Source organism: Agrobacterium sp. 6Ca8, from assembly GCF_055382765.1.
Genome location: NZ_AP026433.1, coordinates 66,258 through 85,424 on the forward strand (window position 1 = coordinate 66,258; position 19,167 = coordinate 85,424).

At 58.9% G+C, this 19,167-nt stretch carries 16 protein-coding genes; 13 read left to right on the forward strand and 3 right to left on the reverse strand.

Translation table 11 applies throughout. The features are described 5' to 3' along the window. Positions 1-191 precede the first annotated feature (191 nt). The 13 genes from ACZ5A6_RS00330 (at position 192) to ACZ5A6_RS00390 (ending at position 14,488) form a co-directional block, all read left to right on the forward strand. Positions 192-1,337 carry an ABC transporter ATP-binding protein gene (locus ACZ5A6_RS00330; protein WP_174060683.1) on the forward strand — a complete coding sequence of 382 codons (1,146 nt, stop codon included), beginning with the start codon at positions 192-194 and terminating at the stop codon, positions 1,335-1,337. Beyond that, positions 1,334-2,260 carry a carbohydrate ABC transporter permease gene (locus ACZ5A6_RS00335; protein ID WP_003514858.1) on the forward strand — a complete coding sequence of 309 codons (927 nt, stop codon included), beginning with the start codon at positions 1,334-1,336 and terminating at the stop codon, positions 2,258-2,260. Before ACZ5A6_RS00330 ends, ACZ5A6_RS00335 begins: the two co-directional genes overlap by 4 nt. Beyond that, the gene (locus ACZ5A6_RS00340) at positions 2,260-3,081 is read left to right on the forward strand and encodes a carbohydrate ABC transporter permease (RefSeq protein ID WP_003514860.1); all 822 of its coding nucleotides are present in this window, start codon (positions 2,260-2,262) and stop codon (positions 3,079-3,081) included. Before ACZ5A6_RS00335 ends, ACZ5A6_RS00340 begins: the two co-directional genes overlap by 1 nt. A 42-nt stretch (positions 3,082-3,123) precedes the next feature. Beyond that, positions 3,124-4,416, forward strand: a complete 1,293-nt coding sequence (locus tag ACZ5A6_RS00345) for an ABC transporter substrate-binding protein (RefSeq protein WP_013635399.1) — start codon at positions 3,124-3,126, stop codon at positions 4,414-4,416. Between the two features lie 66 nt (positions 4,417-4,482). Next, positions 4,483-5,283 carry a phosphodiesterase gene (locus tag ACZ5A6_RS00350; RefSeq protein WP_174060684.1) on the forward strand — a complete coding sequence of 267 codons (801 nt, stop codon included), beginning with the start codon at positions 4,483-4,485 and terminating at the stop codon, positions 5,281-5,283. 277 nt (positions 5,284-5,560) lie between these two features. Beyond that, complete coding sequence (locus ACZ5A6_RS00355) at positions 5,561-7,057, forward strand: acetyl-CoA hydrolase/transferase family protein (RefSeq protein WP_003514866.1); 1,497 nt, start codon at positions 5,561-5,563, stop codon at positions 7,055-7,057. 189 nt (positions 7,058-7,246) lie between these two features. Continuing rightward, the gene (locus ACZ5A6_RS00360; RefSeq protein ID WP_013635402.1) at positions 7,247-8,569 is read left to right on the forward strand and encodes an alpha/beta hydrolase; all 1,323 of its coding nucleotides are present in this window, start codon (positions 7,247-7,249) and stop codon (positions 8,567-8,569) included. Between the two features lie 128 nt (positions 8,570-8,697). After that, positions 8,698-9,735 carry a 4-hydroxyproline epimerase gene (locus tag ACZ5A6_RS00365; RefSeq protein ID WP_065661431.1) on the forward strand — a complete coding sequence of 346 codons (1,038 nt, stop codon included), beginning with the start codon at positions 8,698-8,700 and terminating at the stop codon, positions 9,733-9,735. Between the two features lie 113 nt (positions 9,736-9,848). Further along, entirely contained in the window at positions 9,849-10,886 is a 1,038-nt protein-coding gene (gene pyrC / locus ACZ5A6_RS00370) for a dihydroorotase (RefSeq protein ID WP_003514871.1), read from the forward strand. A 64-nt stretch (positions 10,887-10,950) separates the two neighbouring features. Next, complete coding sequence (locus tag ACZ5A6_RS00375; protein ID WP_003514873.1) at positions 10,951-11,649, forward strand: orotate phosphoribosyltransferase; 699 nt, start codon at positions 10,951-10,953, stop codon at positions 11,647-11,649. Between the two features lie 97 nt (positions 11,650-11,746). Next, positions 11,747-12,673, forward strand: coding sequence for a carbohydrate kinase family protein (locus tag ACZ5A6_RS00380; RefSeq protein ID WP_174060687.1), 927 nt, complete (start codon positions 11,747-11,749; stop codon positions 12,671-12,673). Between the two features lie 124 nt (positions 12,674-12,797). Beyond that, positions 12,798-13,763 (forward strand): acetylxylan esterase, encoded by a 966-nt coding sequence (locus ACZ5A6_RS00385; RefSeq protein ID WP_174060688.1) that lies wholly within the window; start codon positions 12,798-12,800, stop codon positions 13,761-13,763. Beyond that, positions 13,760-14,488, forward strand: a complete 729-nt coding sequence (locus ACZ5A6_RS00390) for an esterase family protein (RefSeq protein WP_025592302.1) — start codon at positions 13,760-13,762, stop codon at positions 14,486-14,488. Before ACZ5A6_RS00385 ends, ACZ5A6_RS00390 begins: the two co-directional genes overlap by 4 nt. Before the next feature lie 16 nt (positions 14,489-14,504). Here the strand turns inward: ACZ5A6_RS00390 and ACZ5A6_RS00395 are convergent, their stop codons facing one another. The 3 genes from ACZ5A6_RS00395 to ACZ5A6_RS00405 form a co-directional block, all read right to left on the reverse strand. Then, the gene (locus ACZ5A6_RS00395) at positions 14,505-15,374 is read right to left on the reverse strand and encodes an ornithine carbamoyltransferase (RefSeq protein ID WP_174060689.1); all 870 of its coding nucleotides are present in this window, start codon (positions 15,372-15,374) and stop codon (positions 14,505-14,507) included. A gap of 90 nt (positions 15,375-15,464) precedes the next feature. Beyond that, positions 15,465-17,090, reverse strand: a complete 1,626-nt coding sequence (gene pgi, locus ACZ5A6_RS00400; RefSeq protein WP_111795021.1) for a glucose-6-phosphate isomerase — start codon at positions 17,088-17,090, stop codon at positions 15,465-15,467. 127 nt (positions 17,091-17,217) lie between these two features. After that, positions 17,218-18,930, reverse strand: coding sequence for a long-chain fatty acid--CoA ligase (locus ACZ5A6_RS00405; protein ID WP_003514883.1), 1,713 nt, complete (start codon positions 18,928-18,930; stop codon positions 17,218-17,220). Positions 18,931-19,167: the final 237 nt, after the last annotated feature.

Sequence of the window (19,167 nt, forward strand, 5' to 3'; positions counted from 1 at the left end):
CCAGTGAACAAGCGTCGAGCTCGGATAGTCGAACTGCCCCCTGATATTAGCGGCTTTTTATGAAGGTCGGCATCGCAAGGCGTGGCGATGAGCCGGGATTGCCGGGCTTTTCAGTGTCACGGAACTTTCTGCAAACCTTCGTCATATTGTCATACAATATAAGCATACGCGCTCCAGAAAAGGAGCGCAGAATGACGCCACAATCACTTGAACTTTCGGGTATCGGAAAAGGCTTTGGAGCTGACGATGTTCTGAAAGAGATCGATCTCTCGATCCGTCCCGGAGAATTTTTGTCCCTCGTCGGCATGTCCGGCTGCGGCAAGTCAACGCTGCTGCGCATCATTGCGGGGCTGGAAACGCCGGATCGCGGTTCGGTGACGATCGGCGGTCAGGATGTGACGGAGATCGATCCGAGTGACCGCAATCTGGCGATGGTGTTTCAATCCTACGCGCTTTATCCGCATATGAGCGTGCGCCAGAACATCGCAACGCCGCTTCGGATGCGACGTCTGCCGCTTGCTGCACGCTTGCCGCTGATCGGAAGATTTGCGGCGCCTGCCGAAACTTTGCGCCAGATCGATGCTGCCGTCGAACAGGCGGCCGAGACCCTGCAGATCGCGCATCTGCTGGACCGCAAGCCGGCCCAGCTTTCAGGCGGCCAACGCCAGCGCGTGGCGCTAGCCCGGGCACTGGTGCGCTCGCCTGCCGCATTCCTCATGGACGAACCACTCTCCAACCTAGATGCAAAGCTTCGCGCCCACATGCGCGAGGAGCTTGCCGGGCTGCACCGGCGGTTGGGCGCGACGTTTATCTACGTCACCCATGACCAGATCGAAGCGATGACAATGTCGGACCGCATAGCGCTGATGTCGGAAGGTCGTATCGAGCAACTGGGCACGCCGGACGAGCTTTACCGGAAACCGGCGACACTGACGGTTGCGCGCTTCATTGGCACGCCGTCGATCAACCTGCTGCCGGTGGAAATCCATGCTGGAGGTAAGGTCACGGCTTTCGGCCGCGATCTTGGCGTCGAGGCTTCTGGTCGTGATGCCGGCCCGGCGACGCTTGGTCTTCGCGCCGAGGATCTGCGCCCGGGTGCCGAAGGCTTCGCGGTGCGGTTGACCCGCAGCGAAACCCATGGCGCGGACCGTTTCGTGAACTGCCGTCTTCTGAGCGACGAGACAGTCGCCATTACCCTGCGTCAGGCCGCGGGCGAGGTGTTGGGCGCCGATGAGAACGGCGTGATGAACCTCGGCTTTGCGCCGGAGCGCGTGCATCTTTTTGCCGCAGACGGCCTGCGTCGCAAGACGACGGTGCGTGAAATGGTGCCGGCATGACGGCGGTTGATTTTTCCTCGGCCACGCGCGCAAAGTCTCGCCCGCGCCTCTCGAAGGCGGACCGGCGGATGATCTGGCGTGGCCTGATGTTCGCGGCACCGGCAAGTCTGCTGCTTTTGGCAATCTATATAGTTCCCATATTCGTTCTGGCCGGTTTTTCCGTCACAGATTACAAGCTCGGCGCACTCTCCACCCGCTTTGTGGGTCTCGACAATTTCGTGAAGGCTTTCCACGACCCGGTCTTCCTGCGCGCGCTGGCGAATACCGCCATTTATGCGGTCATCGTCATTCCCTTCGGCGTGTTCCTGGCGCTCGGCGTGGCTTTGCTCGTTTATAATCGCAAGCGCAGCCGTGCCTTCTGGGAAGTCGCTTATTTCCTGCCCGTCACCGCAACGCTCGTCGCCATGGCGACCGTGTGGCAATTTCTGCTGCATCCTTCGCTTGGCCCGGTGAATGCGGCGATCAAGTGGTTCGGCTTCGAGCCCGTCGCGTTCCTCTCCAACCCGGTCCTGCTCATTCCCACCATGGCGCTGATGGGTGTCTGGCAGGTTCTGGGCTTCAACATGGTGCTGTTCCTCGCCGGCCTCACCGCCATTTCGAAGGATCTGCACGAGGCATCGAGACTGGACGGCGCGAAAAACCCGATCGACCGGTTCCTAACGGTGACTTGGCCGATGCTGGGGCCGACGACGATGTTCGTGGTGGTCACCACCTCGATCTCGGCCTTCAAGGTGTTCGAGACGGTTGCCGTGCTGACCAAGGGCCGCTTCGGTTCCGAAACCCTGCTTTTCGATCTCTATCTTGAAGGGTTCGAATATTCCAACACCGGTTATGCCGCTGCGCTGACGGTGATCTTCCTCGCGATCGTGTTGATCCTCTCGATCGGCCAGACGCTGCATATGGACCGGAAGGTGCACTATTGATGGCCGCGCTTCGCAAATACTTCCCGCATCTCGTGCTGGCACTCGGCGCTTTCGTGATGCTGCTGCCGTTCTACTGGATGATGTTGACGTCGATCCGCTCGCCTGCGGAAATATTCGACGTCTCGCTCTGGCCGATCCCGGCGAAATTCGATGCCGTCGAAAACTATACCCGCGCAGCGAGCCAGGTGCCGATGGCACGTTTCATGCTGAACGGCGTCATCGTCTGCGTCGGTATCCTCGTCGTACAGGTCCTGACATCGGTGCCGGCGGCCTATGCGCTGGCGAAGCTCAGGTTTCCGGGCCGCAAGCTGCTGCTGGGTCTCATCATCGCGGCACTCTGCGTGCCAATTCAGGCACTTGCCCTGCCGCTTTTCGTCGGTCTGGCGAAGACGGAACTGCTGAACACCTATTTCGCGATGATGATGCCGTTCTTCCTGTCGGTCTTCGCCATCTTCCTGTTCAACCAGTCCTTCCGCAGCTACCCGGATGAAATCATCGAAGCGGCCCGCATGGATGGTTTTTCGGAAATGGAGATTTGCTGGGGACTGGTGCTGCGCGGCTCGCTGCCTTCGCTCGCGGCTTTCTCGATCTTCTCGCTCGTCGCCCACTGGAACGACCTTTATTGGCCGATGATCGTGGTCTCCGACACCAATCTCGCCCCGCCCCCGCTCGGCATGATGCTTTTTGCGGATGTCGAATCCGGCGCCAATTACGGTGCCCTGATGGCGGGCGCAACACTGATTACCGCGCCAATGGTGCTGTGCTTCCTCCTCGCACGGCGGCATTTCATCGCCGGTATTACCATGACCGGCGTCAAGTGACGTCGTTCGAACTCCTCCTCCCAACCCATTTTGGAGAATGACATGAAAATCAACCGACGCGCTCTGATGGGCGGTCTGGCACTCGGCGTGGCGTTTGCAGGCCTCGCAACGCCGGTTCTTGCCAACGAAATCACGCTGAACGTTCTCTACAACCTGCCGGGTTTCACGAAATTCCATCAGCCGCTGGCCGATGAATTCATGAAGAAGAACCCGGATGTGAAGATCAACTTCCTCGCTCCGGCCGCAGGCTACAATGAAGGCCAGCAGCAGGTCTTGCGCTCGGCCGTCACCGGCAATCTGCCCGATGTTTATTTCTCGGGTTACAACCTGACGGCGGAACTGGTGCACACGCTCGCACCGCGCAACCAGATCACCGATCTTAGCCCATTCATCCAGGCTGAAGGCGGTCAGGCCTTCCTCGACAAGAACTACAGCCCGAAGATGGCAGCTCTCGGCCAGATCGACGGCAAGCAGTACGGCCTGCCGGTCAACGCTTCCTCGCCGATCATCTACATCAACTCCGACCTCGTCACCAAGGCTGGCGGCGACCCGGACAAGATGCCGACGACCTTCCCGGAGCTGATCGCTCTCGCCAAGAAGATCAAGGCACTCGACCCGAAGTTTGCGGGCATGAGCTACGACATCAATGGCTGGCCGGATGACTGGTTGTGGCAGGCGCTTGTTTTCGAACAGGGCGGCAAGCTCGTTGACGAAAAGACCAAGACCGTTGCGTTCGACAACGAGATCGGCCTCAACGCCCTGAAGATGACCCGCCAGTTCGTCACCGAAGGTGGCCAGAACCTGCTCGACTGGGACCAGTCGCGCCAGCAGTTCGGTGCAGGCCTTACCGGCTTCATCTTCTCAACCCCGGCCCACGTTCAGACCATCACCGGCCTGGTTGGTGACCGCTTCAAATTGAAGACGGCAACCTTCCCGCTCGACAACAAGGAAAAGGGCGGCGTGCCGACCGGCGGCAACTCTGCCGTTATACTGACGCAGGAAAAAGCCAAGCAGGATGCTGCCTGGAAGTACCTGAAGTGGATCACCGGCCCCGAGGCGCAGAACACCATCGTGCGCATCACCGGCTACCTGCCGACCAACAAGCTGGCAACCGGCGCCGACTTCCTGGCTCCCTATTACGCCGAGAACCCGAATGTGAAGACAGCTTCGCTGCAGGCTGATCGTTCTCTGCCGTGGGCCGGTTATCCCGGTGGCGATTCCGTCCGCATCTGGCGCACCCAGCGCGATATCATCGGCACCGTCATGCGCGGTGAAGTGTCGCCGGAAGCTGGCCTCAAGCAGATCGTCGAGCAGACCAACGCCCTGCTGAAGTAAGCGACACCATGGAAAAGGCTGCGGGAACCACATTCCCGCAGCCATTTTTATGCAGAAAGACCGACAATGAAGATCATCCAGATTACAGACACCCATCTTTTGCCGCCAGGCATCGCGATAAACGGCGTGGATCCCGAGAAGCAGTTGCGCGCGGCGATATCAGATATTGTCGAAAAACACGCAGACGCCGACCTTCTGGTGATGACGGGCGATCTTTGCAATTACGGCGAGCCGGAGGCCTATGAACTCCTTCGCGACATTTTGGCGTCCGTGTCCTTGCCCGTGCGGTTGATGCTCGGCAATCACGACCGCCGTCCGGAATTCGTGGCGGCCTTTCCCGAACAGCCAAGGGATGAAAACGGCTATATCCAGTCCTTTATCGATACCGAATTCGGCCGGCTGCTGTTTCTCGACAGCCACGAGGCCGATGTCATCGGCGGCATGTACGGTGCGGATCGCCTGACATGGCTGGACAAGGCGCTTGAAGGCGCTGGCAACCTTCCCGTGACAGTTTTCCTTCACCACCCGCCAATGGATTGCGGTATCCGGCATTTCGAAAACATCGGCATGCATGATGACGGCGCGGTTATGCAGCGTCTAGGCAGACATCCGGCCGGCGTGCGCCATATTGTTTTTGGCCATATTCACGTTCCGATGGCGGGCACCAGCGCTGAAGGCATCGCCTATAGTTCCGGCCAGGCCTGCGCGCATCGCTTCATCACCGATATCGAGGTTGTCGATCCCCTGTGGACCGGCGGCAACCCCTGTTACCGGGTGATCAGCCTCGGTACATTCGGCATGCGTGCCTATGATGTCGAAGTAGGGCAGGTCGTGCTGGGTCAGGCCTCCGCATGCGAAGGCCCCTGATTGCGGGCAATAGCTGAGGCAACCCTCCGGTATGTAATGAGGCGATCCATACGCCTCATCAGCGGTTGAGGTCGGCTGCGATGCTGCGATGGCCCTGCAGCCTGTCGCGCCGATGCGCCACTTGCGGTCTGTCGATCAGATTTGATGGATCAAAGCCATGGTCCCGTTCACACCCTTGATCTATGTCAGTTTCATCGTTGAAACTCCGCGCCATAGTCACTGGTGAGGTGGCCAGCCACGTGACGCGCCATCTGGAATGCAGATCATGGAGAAGTGCATGCTTGAAAAGCGTATCCGCAACGCGTCCCTCTTGAACAGGATCGTCAGCGCCGAAGAGGCTGCCGGCCTTATTCAGGATGGCATGACGGTGGGCATGAGCGGCTTTACGCGGGCCGGCGAAGCAAAGGCGGTACCGCTGGCGCTGGCCGAGCGTGCGAAGACGCACCCGATGAAGATCACCCTGATGACCGGTGCATCGCTTGGCAATGATCTCGACAAGACCATGGTGGAGGCGGGCATGCTGGCGCGCCGTATGCCGTTTCAGTCCGACCCCGCTTTGCGCAAGGCGATCAATGACGGCAAGGTGATGTTCATCGACCAGCACCTTTCTGAAACGGTCGAGCAATTGCGCGGCGGCCAGATCCACGGTGTGGATGTGGCCATCATCGAGGCGGTTGCGATTACGGCGGACGGCGGTATCGTGCCCACCACATCCGTTGGTAATTCGGCGAGCTTTGCCATTCTGGCTGAAAAGGTCATCGTTGAGATCAATCTGTCGCAACCCGACGTTCTCGAGGGGTTGCATGATATTTTCATCCCCGCAAAACGCCCGACCCGCATGCCCATTCCCGTGGTGGCAACGGACAGTCGCGTCGGGCTGCCGTTCATTCCGGTGCCGCCGGAAAAAATCGCCGCAATCGTCCTGAGCGACAAGAGCGACAGTTTTTCGACGGTGCTGCCACCTGATGACGAGACCAAGGCGATTGCTGGCCATCTCACCGAATTCCTGCTGAATGAGGTCCGTCATGGCCGCATGACCCACGAACTCCAGCCGTTGCAGGCCGGTATCGGCACCATCGCCAATGCCGTCATGCACGGTTTCATCGATACGCCGTTTCACGATCTCAAAATGTATTCGGAAGTTCTGCAGGATTCGACCTTCGAGCTTTTCGACGCGGGCAAGCTGACTTTCGCTTCCGGTTCATCGATCACGCTCTCCTCTGCCATGAACGAACGGGTCATGCCGCGACTGGCCGATTACAAGAGCAGGCTGATCCTGCGTCCGCAGGAGGTCAGCAATCACCCGGAGGTCATCCGCCGCCTCGGCATCATCGGCATCAACACCGCGCTGGAGTTCGATATTTACGGGAACGTCAATTCCACTCATGTCGGTGGCACTCACATGATGAACGGCATTGGCGGCTCGGGGGATTTTGCCCGCAACGCCTACATGTCCATCTTCGTCACCAAGTCGATTGCCAAGGGCGGCGCCATCTCCAGCGTCGTGCCGATGGTCAGCCATGTCGACCATACCGAACATGATGTGGATATTCTGGTCACGGAAATCGGGTTGGCCGATCTGCGCGGCCTTGCTCCGCGTGAGCGCGCTGCTGTCATTATCGCAAATTGCGTGCATCCCCACTATCGCGATGCCCTGACGGACTATTTCCAGCGAGCGGTGGCACGCGGCGGACATACGCCGCACCTCATTGAAGAGGCGCTGTCCTGGCACAATGCCCTTCGCGAAAGGGGCACGATGCTGCCGCAGCGATAGAACTCGCCTGCACGTCACAATCACGTCTCCCGGCTCCGCAAGGCGGGAAAATTGGGTCTGTTTGGACACACCGGCGCGGAAATCTCCGCGCTTGCGCGATGGTTGCTGGCGCGGCAGTTCCGCCTCCGGTAGAAATTCCTGTCCTCTGGCCGCTATCCGGCTGCCTTTGGGTTGCAGGAGAATGATGTGATGCCCATCCGCTTCGTAGCCATAATCGCGATTGTTGCCCTGCTCGCTGGCTGCGGGGGGCGTCCCATCGGGGTCATGACGCCAACAGGGCAGACCGTGGCGGGAACCACGCCCGTCAATCTCCTGGTTGCCACCACGCGAGCGCCCTCGGACAATGCCGCCGTGCTTTTCGGCGGCGAACGCGGAACCGGCTTGAAGGTCGATGCCGTCACCATCTCCATTCCGCCTAAGGCCAACCGCAAGGTCGGGCAGGTGCAGTGGCCGAAGAAGCTGCCGCCTAACCCTCTGAAGGATTTCACCACGGTGGCGGTTGAGCCTGTTCGTTCCGAAGCGGAGACGAAAAGCTGGATCAGCAAACATATCCATAAGGACCGCCGCGTTCTGGTCTTCGTGCACGGTTTCAACAATCGTTACGAGGAATCGGTCTATCGCTTTGCGCAGATCGTCTATGATTCCGGCTCGGATGTCGTGCCTGTGGTTTTCACATGGCCGTCACGGGCGAGTATTTTCGACTATAATTACGACAAGGAAAGCACCAATTACTCGCGAGATGCGCTTGAGGAAATGCTGACCCGTCTGGCAAAGGACAAATCGATCGGCGAGGTCACGGTCATGGCGCATTCCATGGGCACATGGCTTGCCGTGGAGGCGCTGCGCCAGATGGCCATCCGCAACGGCCGCGTCGATCCGAAGATCAGCAATGTCATTCTGGCAGCACCAGATCTCGATGTGGACGTGTTCAGCCGGCAGTTCGCCAGCTTCGGCAAGGCGCCGCCGAAATTCACCCTGTTCGTCTCGCAGGATGATCGTGCGCTCAGCCTGTCGCGCCGCATTTCCGGCAATGTCGACCGCCTGGGCCAGATCGACCCTTCCGTCGAACCCTATCGCAGCCAGCTGGAAAAGGCCGGTATCACTGTTCTTGATCTGACCAAGCTGCAATCCGGTGACCGGTTGAACCACGGCAAATTTGCAGAAAGCCCTGAAGTCGTGCGCTTGATCGGCGACCGCCTCATTGCCGGCCAGACTGTGACGGATTCCGATGTCGGTCTGGGGGAGGCGCTGGGCGCGGTCAGCATCGGTGCCGCGCAAACGGTTGGAACGGCGGCAAGCGTCGTGGTCAGCGCGCCCATTGCGGTGTTCGATCCGCGCACGCGTGAAAATTACGGCAGGCAGGTGGAGAGGCTCGGTCGCTCTGTTGAAAACACCGTCGGATCGGTTGGTGATACGGCCGGCTCCGTGGTGGACGATCAGGCAGTTCAGTCTTCGCGAGTGAATTGCGACGCCGCCGCCAATCGTAACCGGGCGGAGTGCCGAAATCGCTAGATCATGATGAGAACTGGATGGCGAAAACCATAAGCGATTTTCGCCATCCAGCTCGCGCAGATTTGTATACAGCTTGTATTTTTACCTATATGGTCGGGTCAACAGCTCAACTTCCGGAGTAAGATCCCATGCGTTGGAAACGCACCCTGCAGCTTCTCGATGTTCATTGCGAAGGCGAAATCGGCCGTGTCGTCACCGGCGGCGCGCCGAAAATTCCCGGCAACACCGTGGCCGAGCAGCTTGACTGGATGAATACCGATCCAAAAGGGGAAGCCCTGCGCCGCTTTCTGACGCTGGAGCCGCGTGGCACGCCCATGGGGTCAGTCAATCTTCTGCTGCCGCCGAAACACCCGGATGCCCATACAGCCTTCGTCATTCTCCAGCCGGATCAGGCGCATGCCAGTTCCGGCTCCAATTCCATCTGCGCGACGACAGCACTTCTGGAAAGCGGCATGGTGGAGATGCAGGAGCCGGAAACGGTCGTCATTCTGGAAACGGCCGCCGGTCTGGTCAAGGCCACCGCCACCTGCCGCGACGGGCGCTGCGAAAAGGTCAAGCTGACCATGGTACCGTCCTTCGTGCATGAGCTGGATGTGACCATCGACACGCCCGAATGGGGTAAGGTGACGATGGATATTTCCTATGGCGGCATCTTTTACGCGCTGGTCGATGTGCGCCAGATCGGCCTGACCATCGAAAAGGCCAATGCAGCGAAACTGGTTGCTGCGGGCATGATCCTCAAGGACCTCGTCAACAGTGAAATGACGGTCGTGCATCCCGAAATCCCCGCCATATCAGGCGTGGCCTATGTGATGTTCCGCGATGTGGATGCCGATGGTTCCATCCGCACCTGCACCACCATGTGGCCGGGCCGGGCGGATCGCTCGCCCTGCGGTACCGGCAATTCCGCCAATCTCGCCACGCTTTATGCGCGCGGCAAGGTGAAGGTGGGAGACGAATACAAATCCCGTTCGATCATCGGTTCGGAATTCGATGTCGGCCTTTCCGCCGTCACCGAAGTGGCAGGTCGTCCGGCGGTCATTCCCACCATTGCCGGCCGCGGTTTCACCTTCGGGCTGCACCAGGTCGGCCTTGACCCCTTCGATCCCTTTGCGGACGGCTTTGCCATGACGGATGTGTGGGGTCCCGAAGCGGGCGGCATCTGAGGCTCGCTTCAAAAAAATGACATTTACAGCCGCCCGATGCCTCTCGGCGGCTGTTTTCCTGTGACGAAAGATGCTAAGCGGGCGCCAATTCCGTCATGCTCCGAGGTATCCCGATGAAGTCGCTCACCCTTCGCCGCCCTGATGACTGGCATCTGCATCTGCGCGATGGCGCCATGCTGGAAGGCGTGATCGGGGATACGAGCCGCCATTTCGCCCGCGCAATCATCATGCCGAACCTGGTGCCACCGGTGGTCACCTGCGCCGATGCCCGCGCCTATCGCGAACGCATCGTCAAGGCCATTCCTGCGGGCGACCGTTTTGAGCCGCTGATGACGCTTTATCTCACCGAGGACACGCAGGCCGACGACGTGGAAGAGGGCAAGAAAAGCGGTCTTATCACCGCCGTGAAGCTCTATCCGGCCGGCGCGACCACCAATTCCCACGGCGGCGTGCGCGATTTCAACAAGGCGATGCCGGTTCTGGAACGCATGGCGAAAATCGGCCTGCCGCTTTGCGTGCATGGCGAGGTGACGACGCCGGAGGTCGATATTTTCGACCGCGAGAAAGCCTTCATCGACACGGTTCTGGAGCCGCTGCGCCAGCGCCTGCCTGAGCTCAAGGTGACGATGGAGCACATTACCACCCGCGATGGCGTGGACTACATAAAGTCGTCCAAGGCCAATCTCGCCGGTTCCATCACCACTCACCATCTCATCATCAACCGCAACGCCATTCTGGTCGGTGGTATCAAGCCGCATTATTACTGCCTGCCCGTCGCAAAGCGCGAGGAGCACCGGTTGGCACTCCGTGCGGCCGCGATTTCGGGTGATGCCCGCTTCTTCCTCGGCACCGATTCCGCCCCGCATGTCGATCCGCTGAAGGAATGCGCCTGCGGCTGCGCCGGCATATATACCTCGATCAACACCATGAGCTGTCTTGCGCATGTCTTCGAGCAGGAAAACGCTCTCGACAAGCTGGAAGCCTTCGCTTCCCTCAACGGCCCAGCCTGGTACGGGTTGGCGCCAAATGAGGAGACCATCACGCTAGTGAAGCGCGAGGAGCCGGTGTCGTTTCCCGCCAAGATCGAGACGGGCGCCGGGCCGGTGACCGTATTTGATCCGATGTTCCCGCTTCATTGGGACGTGAGCTGATTTTTTTAATGACCGCCGGCACTGCCGGCGGTTTTGTTATGAAGGCCGAAAAAGGAGAACGCCTATGAACCATTTCACATTCACTGACCGCACTGTCGTTGCAGAACTGGTTGCGAAGATGTTGTGGGAAATCAAGGCGGTCCACTTCAATTCGGAAAGCCCGTACACCTTCGCTTCGGGCATGAAGAGCCCTGTTTATATCGACATGCGCAAGCTCATTTCCTTCCCGCGTATTCGCTCTGCGGCGATGGATTTTGCGGCAGCGGCGGTGATGCGCGAGGCCGGTTTCGAGAAATTCGACTGTGTCGCGGGCGGTGAAACGGCGGGCATTCCCTTCGCGGCTTTCCTTGCTGAGCGTCTTGGCCTGCCGATGATCTATTGCCGCAAGAAGCCAAAGGGCCATGGCCGCAACGCCCAGATCGAAGGCCATATGCCGGAAGGCGCCCGCGTGCTCGTCATTGAGGACCTGACGACGGCTGGCGGCTCGATGTTCACCTTCATCGACGCCATCCGCGCGGCAGGCGGCATTGTCGATCACGGTATTGCGCTCTTCTATTACGGCATTTTCGAACAGGCCGAAGCGCGCTTCGCCAATGGCAATGTCAAGCTGCATTATCTCACGACCTGGCGCGATGTTCTCGCTGTTGCCCGGGCTGAAAAGCTGTTCGACGAAAAGACCCTGTCGGAGGTCGAGGCCTTCCTCGATAACCCGCTGCCTTGGTCCGCAAAGCGCGGCGGCGTCAGCGAATTGCCGCAATCTTAATTTCGGATGCGGCCAGCCAGCTTGTGGCTGGCCTTCCGATCGATCTTCGTCTAAATCGATTTAAGTCCATTTGATTTGCTGTTTGAGGAGGACCGTAATGATCCTGTGTTGTGGTGAAGCCCTGATCGACATGCTGCCCCGGCAGACGACGCTGGGTGAGGCGGGTTTTGCCCCCTATGCAGGCGGAGCAGTCTTCAACACGGCCATTGCGCTCGGGCGTCTCGGCGTCCCGTCCGCGTTCTTCACGGGTCTTTCCGATGACATGATGGGCGATATCCTGCGGACAACCCTGCGGGCGAGCAACGTGGATTTCAGCTATTGCGCAACGCTTTCGCGGCCGACCACCATCGCCTTTGTCAAGCTCGTCGATGGCCATGCCACCTACGCCTTTTATGACGAAAACACCGCCGGCCGGATGATCACCGAGGCAGAGCTTCCGGCCTTGGGCGCCGATTGCGAGGCGCTGCATTTCGGCGCGATCAGCCTCATTCCGGAACCCTGCGGCAGCACCTATGAGGCGCTGATGATGCGCGAGCATCAAAGCCGAGTCATCTCCCTCGATCCGAATATCCGCCCCGGTTTCATCAAGGACAAGCAGTCGCATATGGCCCGCATCCGCCGTATGGCTGCCATGTCGGATATCGTTAAATTCTCCGACGAAGACCTCGAATGGTTCGGTCTGGAAGGTGATGAGGACACGCTCGCTCGCCACTGGCTGCACCATGGCGCGAAATTGGTCGTCGTCACCCGTGGCGCCAAGGGTGCGGTCGGTTACACCGCCAATTTCAAGGTGGAAGTGGCTTCCGAGCGGGTGGAGGTCGTCGATACCGTCGGCGCGGGCGACACCTTCGACGCCGGCATTCTCGCCTCGCTGAAAATGCAGGGGCTTCTGACGAAGGCGCAGGTCGCTTCGCTGACGGAAGAGCAGATCAGAAAGGCTTTGGCGCTCGGCGCAAAGGCTGCTGCGGTGACCGTCTCGCGAGCTGGCGCAAATCCGCCCTTCGCGCATGAAATCGGATTGTAAAGGATATGGTTGAACCGTTTTGAAAAGGCGGTTCATCACTCCTGCCTGGGCCGGGGTCGTAAAAAATCGATATTTGGATATCAAGAAGCTTGTGTCGGCCGGTCTTTCACGAAACAAGCATCGCATGAGCGTTCCAACAACCCATCCTTTCGATTTCGACCCGACCTATGGCATGCGGCGCGAGCAGTTGCTGGCCATTATCCCGCCTGAGGCGCCGCCGGGCTTTGATGATTTCTGGAAGAAGCGTTGTCGCCACGCGCTGGCCACGGATCCGCGACCGGTGCTGCGCAAGAGCAAACTCAGCCATCCCCGCTGGCATGTTCTCGATATCTCATACACATCCACCGGCGGCTTCCGCATCGGTGGATGGATGCTTCTGCCGCGCAAAGGACAGGTGCGGCGCGGACTTGTTGTCGGCCATGGTTATGGCGGGCGGGGAGAGCCCGATTTCGATGTGCCGGTTGAAGAAACGGCCGTGCTGTTTCCCTGTTTTCGCGGGCTTTCGCTAAGCGCCTGTCCGCCGATTTCGTCTGACCCGGCCCTTCATGTCCTCTACAACATCGACAGAAAAGACGACTACATCATCGGTGGCTGTGTCGATGATCTGTGGATCGCCGTCTCCACGCTCGTCACGCTCTATCCATGGCTGGAGGGGCAGGTGGGCTACAGCGGCATCAGCTTCGGGGGCGGGATTGGGGCTTTGGCGATACCATATGATGCGCGCATTGACCGGGGCCATCTGGTCGTACCGACATTCGGACACCGGCCGTTCTGGCTGACGCTGCCGACCGTCGGCAGCGCGGATGCGGTCCAGACCTATCAGAAGACCCATGCCAATGTGCTGGAAATGCTGCGTCTGTTCGATGCCGCTTCTGCGGCTTCCCGCATAAAAGTGCCGATGCTGGTCGCGCCCGCCCTGTTCGATCCGGCGGTGGCGCCGCCGTGCCAGTTTGCGGTTGCCAATGCCCTGCCGCTCTCAAAATTTAATGAAATCTTCATCCTAGACGCGGGACATTTCGAATACGCTGACAGTGCATCCCAAGATGCGGTCCACAGGGACAAGGTCAGACAGTTTTTCAAGGTGCCATGAAACGCGAATATCTCCGCTGGTATAGTCAAAGGCTTCATCGTGATATGGAGCTGTTGATATTCGGTCATTCTGGCGCCAAGGTGCTGATGTTTCCCACACGCGACGGGCGCTTCTTTGAATATGAGGAACTTGGCCTTGTCGACAGTCTGGCCGATAAAGTGGAGGCCGGTCATCTTCAGCTCTATTGTATCGAGGGGCTGGCCAAAGAGACCTTTTATGCGGCCCATAATCACCCGTCCGAGCGCATTCGCCGCCATGCCGCCTTCGAAGATTATATTCTCAATGAAGTGCTGCCGCTGATGGCTAAGAAAAACCCGCATGGCGATACCATCGTGCAGGGCTGCAGTCTCGGCGCGTTTCAGGCCGCCAGCCTCGTCTTTCGTCACCCACATCTTTTCCGCAAGCTCGTCGCCTTTTCCGGCCGCTACGATCTGACGATGAAGGTGGAATCCTTCGGCGATCTGTTCGACGGTTACTACGATGACGATGTCTATTTCCACATGCCGAGCCACTTTCTGCCGGACCTCGCCTGCGGCTGGCGGCTTGAAAACCTCCGCCGCATCGACATGGTTTTCACCATCGGCGATGCCGATCCGTTTTTGGACAACAATCATCACCTGAGCCGGGTTCTTAACGACAAGCAGATAGGGCATCAGTTGCATGTCTGGGAGGGACGTGCTCATCGGGCAGGCGCCTGGCGCAAGATGGCGGCGCTGTATATCTGAGGCGCCCGGCGCCGCCTCAGGCGAGGAGAAATTCCATCAGAGCATTCTGCGCGTGCAGAAGAAATGCCTTTGCGGGCCGGCTTTGACAGGCCGGATGCGACATTGCATCTGCCGTCACTTCCTGACCACGGGCGACCGGCGGGCAGGGTAAAAAGATCACCTCGGGCTGCATCCTGTCGAGAAGGGATGCGGATATACGGTAGTTGATCAGGATATGATCCGAACCGGCGGGCCAGGAATCGGTAATGACCACATCCGCGTCTAGCAACTCCGCCATATCAGAGCTGGCCCGGAAATTCGGGTTGATGAGCGCAGCATCCGTGACGTGCCATTGTTCGGGGTAAACTTGTGTGACCTGAATTGGCAGGGACATCGAGGCCTCGACCCACGAGCGCAAAATATTGGCATCCGGCGCGACGCCGACGATCTTGAGACCGTCGACCCGGCTTCTCAAGCTTTTGATGTGGGCAAGATCGCCAAGCGTCTCGCAGGGATGATTGGACTTGGTCCGCGCGTTGATGACGGGTGCGCGCATTTCGCCCGCAAGCGCCCGGAGGGTCGAGAGTTCTTTCGTGCGGATAATGACTAGATCGAACCAGTTGTCGAGATAGCCCGCCAGGTCGGCAATTTCTTCGCGGCCATTAAAGCTGATCGGGACGGTGACACAAACACCGCCCATGGCCTGAATGCCGAGATCGAAGGCAGCGGTGTTGCGCCAACCGGTATCGTCGACGATCAGCCCGATGCGTTTTCCCTTGAGCAGCTGCGGCATCGTGCCCTTTGACCAGTCCTGCGCCAGACTGCCTGCACGGTCTATGATCGACAGCACCGCATCTTCAGGCAGGTCATGAAACGCCAGAAAATCCTTGCCTTGCCGCAGTGCCATATGTGCCTCCAATCGGCGTTCCATCGATGCTGAATTGAAAAAGCCGGAAGTTTCCTTCCGGCTTTCGTAATTATCAAGGGAGCAAGAATTTTACCCCGCCAGTCCCGACAGCGCCTTCACCAGACCCTGTGTCGAGCTGTCATGGCCGGCTGCACTTTCCTTGCCTTCAACGACGGGAAGCAGGCCGGTTGCCAGTTCCTTGCCAAGCTCCACACCCCACTGGTCGAAGGAGTTGATGCGGAACAGCACGCCTTCCACGAAGACGCGGTGTTCGTAGAGCGCGATCAGACGGCCAAGCGCAAATGGCGTCAGCTTGTCGTAGACGAAGGTAATGGACGGGCGGTTGCCGGTGAAAACGCGGTGCGGCGCGATGAAATCGGCTTGGCTGTCTTCCATGCCCTTGGAGGTGAGCTGGGCTTTCGCCTCAGCCAGCGTGCGGCCCTTCATCAGGGCTTCCGACTGCGCCAGGCAATTGGCGATGAGAAGCTGGTGCTGATGGCGCAGTTCTGGTTCGAAACCGTTGGCGGCGATCATGAATTCCGCCGGAATGACGCTCGTGCCCTGGTGGATGAGCTGGTAGAAGGCGTGCTGGCCGTTGGTGCCGGGTTCGCCCCAGACGACCGGGCCGGACTGGCCTTCGACAGGTGTCCCGTCGATCGTCACGCCCTTGCCGTTCGATTCCATGTCGAGTTGCTGCAGATAGGCAGGAAAACGCGACAGGCGCTGGTCATAGGGCAGGATCGCCCGCGTGGAATAGTTCAGCACGTTGCGGTGATAAAATCCGATGAGACCGAGCAGCATCGGCAGGTTTTCACGGATCGGCGCCTCGCGGAAATGCTTGTCCATGGCATGCGCGCCATCCAGAAACTTTCCGAAATTCTCCGGCCCGATGGCGATCATCAGCGGCAGGCCGATAGCCGACCAGATCGAATAACGTCCGCCAACCCAGTCCCAGAAACCGAAGATGCGATCGCTCTCGATGCCGAAGGCGGCAACCTTTTCCAATGCTGTCGAAACGGCGGCGAAATGGTGCTTCACAGCCTCTTCACCCAGCTTGTCGGCAATGAAACGGCGTGCGGTCGCGGCATTCGTCATCGTTTCGATTGTGGTGAAGGTTTTGGAGGCGACGATGAAGAGCGAGGTCTCGGGATCAACGAGCTTCAGCGTGTCGGCAATATGCGCGCCATCAATATTGGAGACGAAATGCGCACGCGGACCATCATGGAAAGGCGCAAGCGCCAGCGTCGCCATGACGGGGCCGAGATCGGAGCCGCCGATACCGATATTGATGATGTCGGTGATCTTCTTGCCGGTCGCACCTTTCAGGGAACCGGAGCGAATGGCGTCGGCAAACTTGCCCATGGCGGTAAGAACGGCGTTCACATCCGGCATCACATCCTTGCCGTCAACGAGAACCGGCGTGTTGGAGCGATTGCGCAGTGCGGTGTGCAACACGGCACGATCTTCGGTGAAATTGATCGCCTTGCCGGAGAACATCTCCTCGCGCTTTGCCTCGACGCCACCGTCGCGCGCCAGCTGTTCGAGAAGCGTGACGATTTCGTCATTAACAGCGCATTTGGAATAGTCCATCAGCAGGTCATCGAATTTGGCGCTGAAACGGCTGAATCGTTTGTCGTCGGCCGCAAAAGCAGCGCGCAGATCGGTTGCGGCTGTGCTGCTTGCCGTTGCTTTCAGTTTTTCGATGGTGGCCTGCATCTCGTGCTCCTCGGCTTCCTGGAAGGATGAGGAAACTATTCTTTTTCAGGCGACCAAATCAAGGCGACTTCGGTAAAAGAAATGGACTGGGAGAAAAGAAAAGAGCCGGTCACCCGGCTCTCGTCCTTTAGTTCAGATTGCGCAACTCACGCCGCAAGATCTTGCCGACGTTCGATTTCGGCAGCTCCGTTCGGAACTCGATGATTTTCGGCCGTTTGTAGTTTGTCAGGCTTTTGGCGCAGAAGGCCTTAAGTTCCGCTTCCGTCAGCGACTGATCCTTCTTGACGACGAAAAGCTTGACGGTCTCGCCGGAATGTTCGTCGGGAACCCCGATAGCCGCGCATTCCAGCACGCCGGGATGGCTGGCGGCCACTTCCTCGATCTCGTTCGGATAGACGTTGAAACCGGAAACGAGGATCATGTCCTTCTTGCGGTCGACGATCTTGGTGTAGCCGCGCTCGTCCATGAAGCCCATGTCGCCTGAACGGAAGAAGCCGTCTTCGGTCATTGCTTTCGCGGTTTCATCCGGCCTCTGCCAGTAACCGGCCATGACCTGCGGCCCGCGAATGCAGATCTCGCCGACCTCGCCGGTCGGCAGGCTTTTGCCTTCCTCGTCGCGAATGTCGATTTCCGTAGAGGAAATTGGCAGGCCGATGGTGCCGCTGAATTCCGTGGCATCGAGTCTGTTAACGGTGGCAACGGGCGATGTTTCCGATAGCCCGTAACCTTCGGCGATCGGGCAACCGACCATGGAAAGCCAACGCTCGGCCACCGGCCGCTGCACCGCCATGCCGCCGCCGAGAACGAGAATGAGCGAGGACAGATCGAGCTTGCGGAAATCCTCATTGTTCATCAGCGCGTTGAACAGCGTATTGATACCCGGAAAAATATGCGGTCGATAATGCGACAACTCTTTCACGAAGCCGGGAATATCGCGTGGATTGGCGATCAGTAGGTTATGGCCGCCAAGCGCAATGCCCATCAGCGAATTCACTGTCAGCGCAAAGATGTGGCACAGGGGCAGCGCGCAGATGAAGTTGAGGACTTCTGGACGGTCCTTGCGTTGGGTGAAAGCGGCATCCAGCCACAGGCTTATCTGGGCCTTGTTGGCCAGAAGATTGGCGTGGGTGAGGATCGCACCTTTGGAAATGCCCGTCGTTCCGCCGGTATATTGCAGGAATGCGATATCCTGCGGCAGGAGGCGGACCGCCTTCAGGGAAAAACCCTGACCTTCCTTCAACACGGCCTTGAAGCTGATGGAGCCGGGAATAGCGTAGGCCGGCACCAGTTTCTTCACCTTGCGAACCACAAGATTGACGATATGTCCCTTGAGGCCGAGGAGATCACCCATGGCCGCAACGACCACATGTCTGACGGCGGTTTTCGGCACCGCCTGCTGCGCCACATGGGCGAAATTCTCCAGTACGAAAAGCGCTTTTGAGCCGGAATCCTTCAGCTGGTGTTCCAGCTCGCGCGGCGTATAGAGCGGATTGACGTTGACCACGATCATGCCTGCCCGCAAAATTCCGTATACGGCGACGGGGTTCTGCAGGATATTCGGCATCATCACCGCAACCCGGTCGCCTTTTTCCAGTCCTCTGGATTGCAGCCAGGCGGCCACCGCGCGGGTTTCAATATCCAGATCCCGGTAGGTCAGGGACTTTCCCATGCTGGAAAAGGCCTTCCTGTCGGCAAATTTCGCGCAGCTCTTTTCGAGAAGTTCGACAAGGGAGGTATTGGCGGATGCGGGGATTTCGGAAGGTACGCCCGGCGGGTAGGATGCCAGCCAGCGCTTCTCTGCGCTGACATTTTCCGGATGTCCCAGGGACAATTCACTCATGCTTCTCCTCCCAGAGTCTCTGTCGCGCCGTGCGTTCGATGGAACGCATGAAAGGCGCTATAAGCTGCCTGATCATCATGAAGTCCCCCTAATCAACCGGCGTAATGGCCGGATTGAGGGAACCGCATGTGGCGTCACCGGATCGACTGCTCCTCCGCTCCCCGATGACGAATGATAGACGTCTAATCACCTGACGTCCATCGTATCGGCAAAGCCTATTTAACTCTAACGTAAACG

Coding starts and splice junctions, on each gene's coding strand:
- ACZ5A6_RS00330 (WP_174060683.1), top strand. CDS start 192: ATGACGCCACAATCACTTGAACTTTCGGGTATCGGAAAAGGCTTTGGA.
- pgi (WP_111795021.1), bottom strand. CDS start 17,090: ATGCAGGCCACCATCGAAAAACTGAAAGCAACGGCAAGCAGCACAGCC.
- ACZ5A6_RS00395 (WP_174060689.1), bottom strand. CDS start 15,374: ATGGCACTGCGGCAAGGCAAGGATTTTCTGGCGTTTCATGACCTGCCT.
- ACZ5A6_RS00390 (WP_025592302.1), top strand. CDS start 13,760: ATGAAACGCGAATATCTCCGCTGGTATAGTCAAAGGCTTCATCGTGAT.
- ACZ5A6_RS00375 (WP_003514873.1), top strand. CDS start 10,951: ATGAACCATTTCACATTCACTGACCGCACTGTCGTTGCAGAACTGGTT.
- ACZ5A6_RS00350 (WP_174060684.1), top strand. CDS start 4,483: ATGAAGATCATCCAGATTACAGACACCCATCTTTTGCCGCCAGGCATC.
- ACZ5A6_RS00380 (WP_174060687.1), top strand. CDS start 11,747: ATGATCCTGTGTTGTGGTGAAGCCCTGATCGACATGCTGCCCCGGCAG.
- ACZ5A6_RS00360 (WP_013635402.1), top strand. CDS start 7,247: ATGCCCATCCGCTTCGTAGCCATAATCGCGATTGTTGCCCTGCTCGCT.
- pyrC (WP_003514871.1), top strand. CDS start 9,849: ATGAAGTCGCTCACCCTTCGCCGCCCTGATGACTGGCATCTGCATCTG.
- ACZ5A6_RS00340 (WP_003514860.1), top strand. CDS start 2,260: ATGGCCGCGCTTCGCAAATACTTCCCGCATCTCGTGCTGGCACTCGGC.
- ACZ5A6_RS00385 (WP_174060688.1), top strand. CDS start 12,798: ATGAGCGTTCCAACAACCCATCCTTTCGATTTCGACCCGACCTATGGC.
- ACZ5A6_RS00405 (WP_003514883.1), bottom strand. CDS start 18,930: ATGAGTGAATTGTCCCTGGGACATCCGGAAAATGTCAGCGCAGAGAAG.
- ACZ5A6_RS00365 (WP_065661431.1), top strand. CDS start 8,698: ATGCGTTGGAAACGCACCCTGCAGCTTCTCGATGTTCATTGCGAAGGC.
- ACZ5A6_RS00345 (WP_013635399.1), top strand. CDS start 3,124: ATGAAAATCAACCGACGCGCTCTGATGGGCGGTCTGGCACTCGGCGTG.
- ACZ5A6_RS00335 (WP_003514858.1), top strand. CDS start 1,334: ATGACGGCGGTTGATTTTTCCTCGGCCACGCGCGCAAAGTCTCGCCCG.
- ACZ5A6_RS00355 (WP_003514866.1), top strand. CDS start 5,561: ATGCTTGAAAAGCGTATCCGCAACGCGTCCCTCTTGAACAGGATCGTC.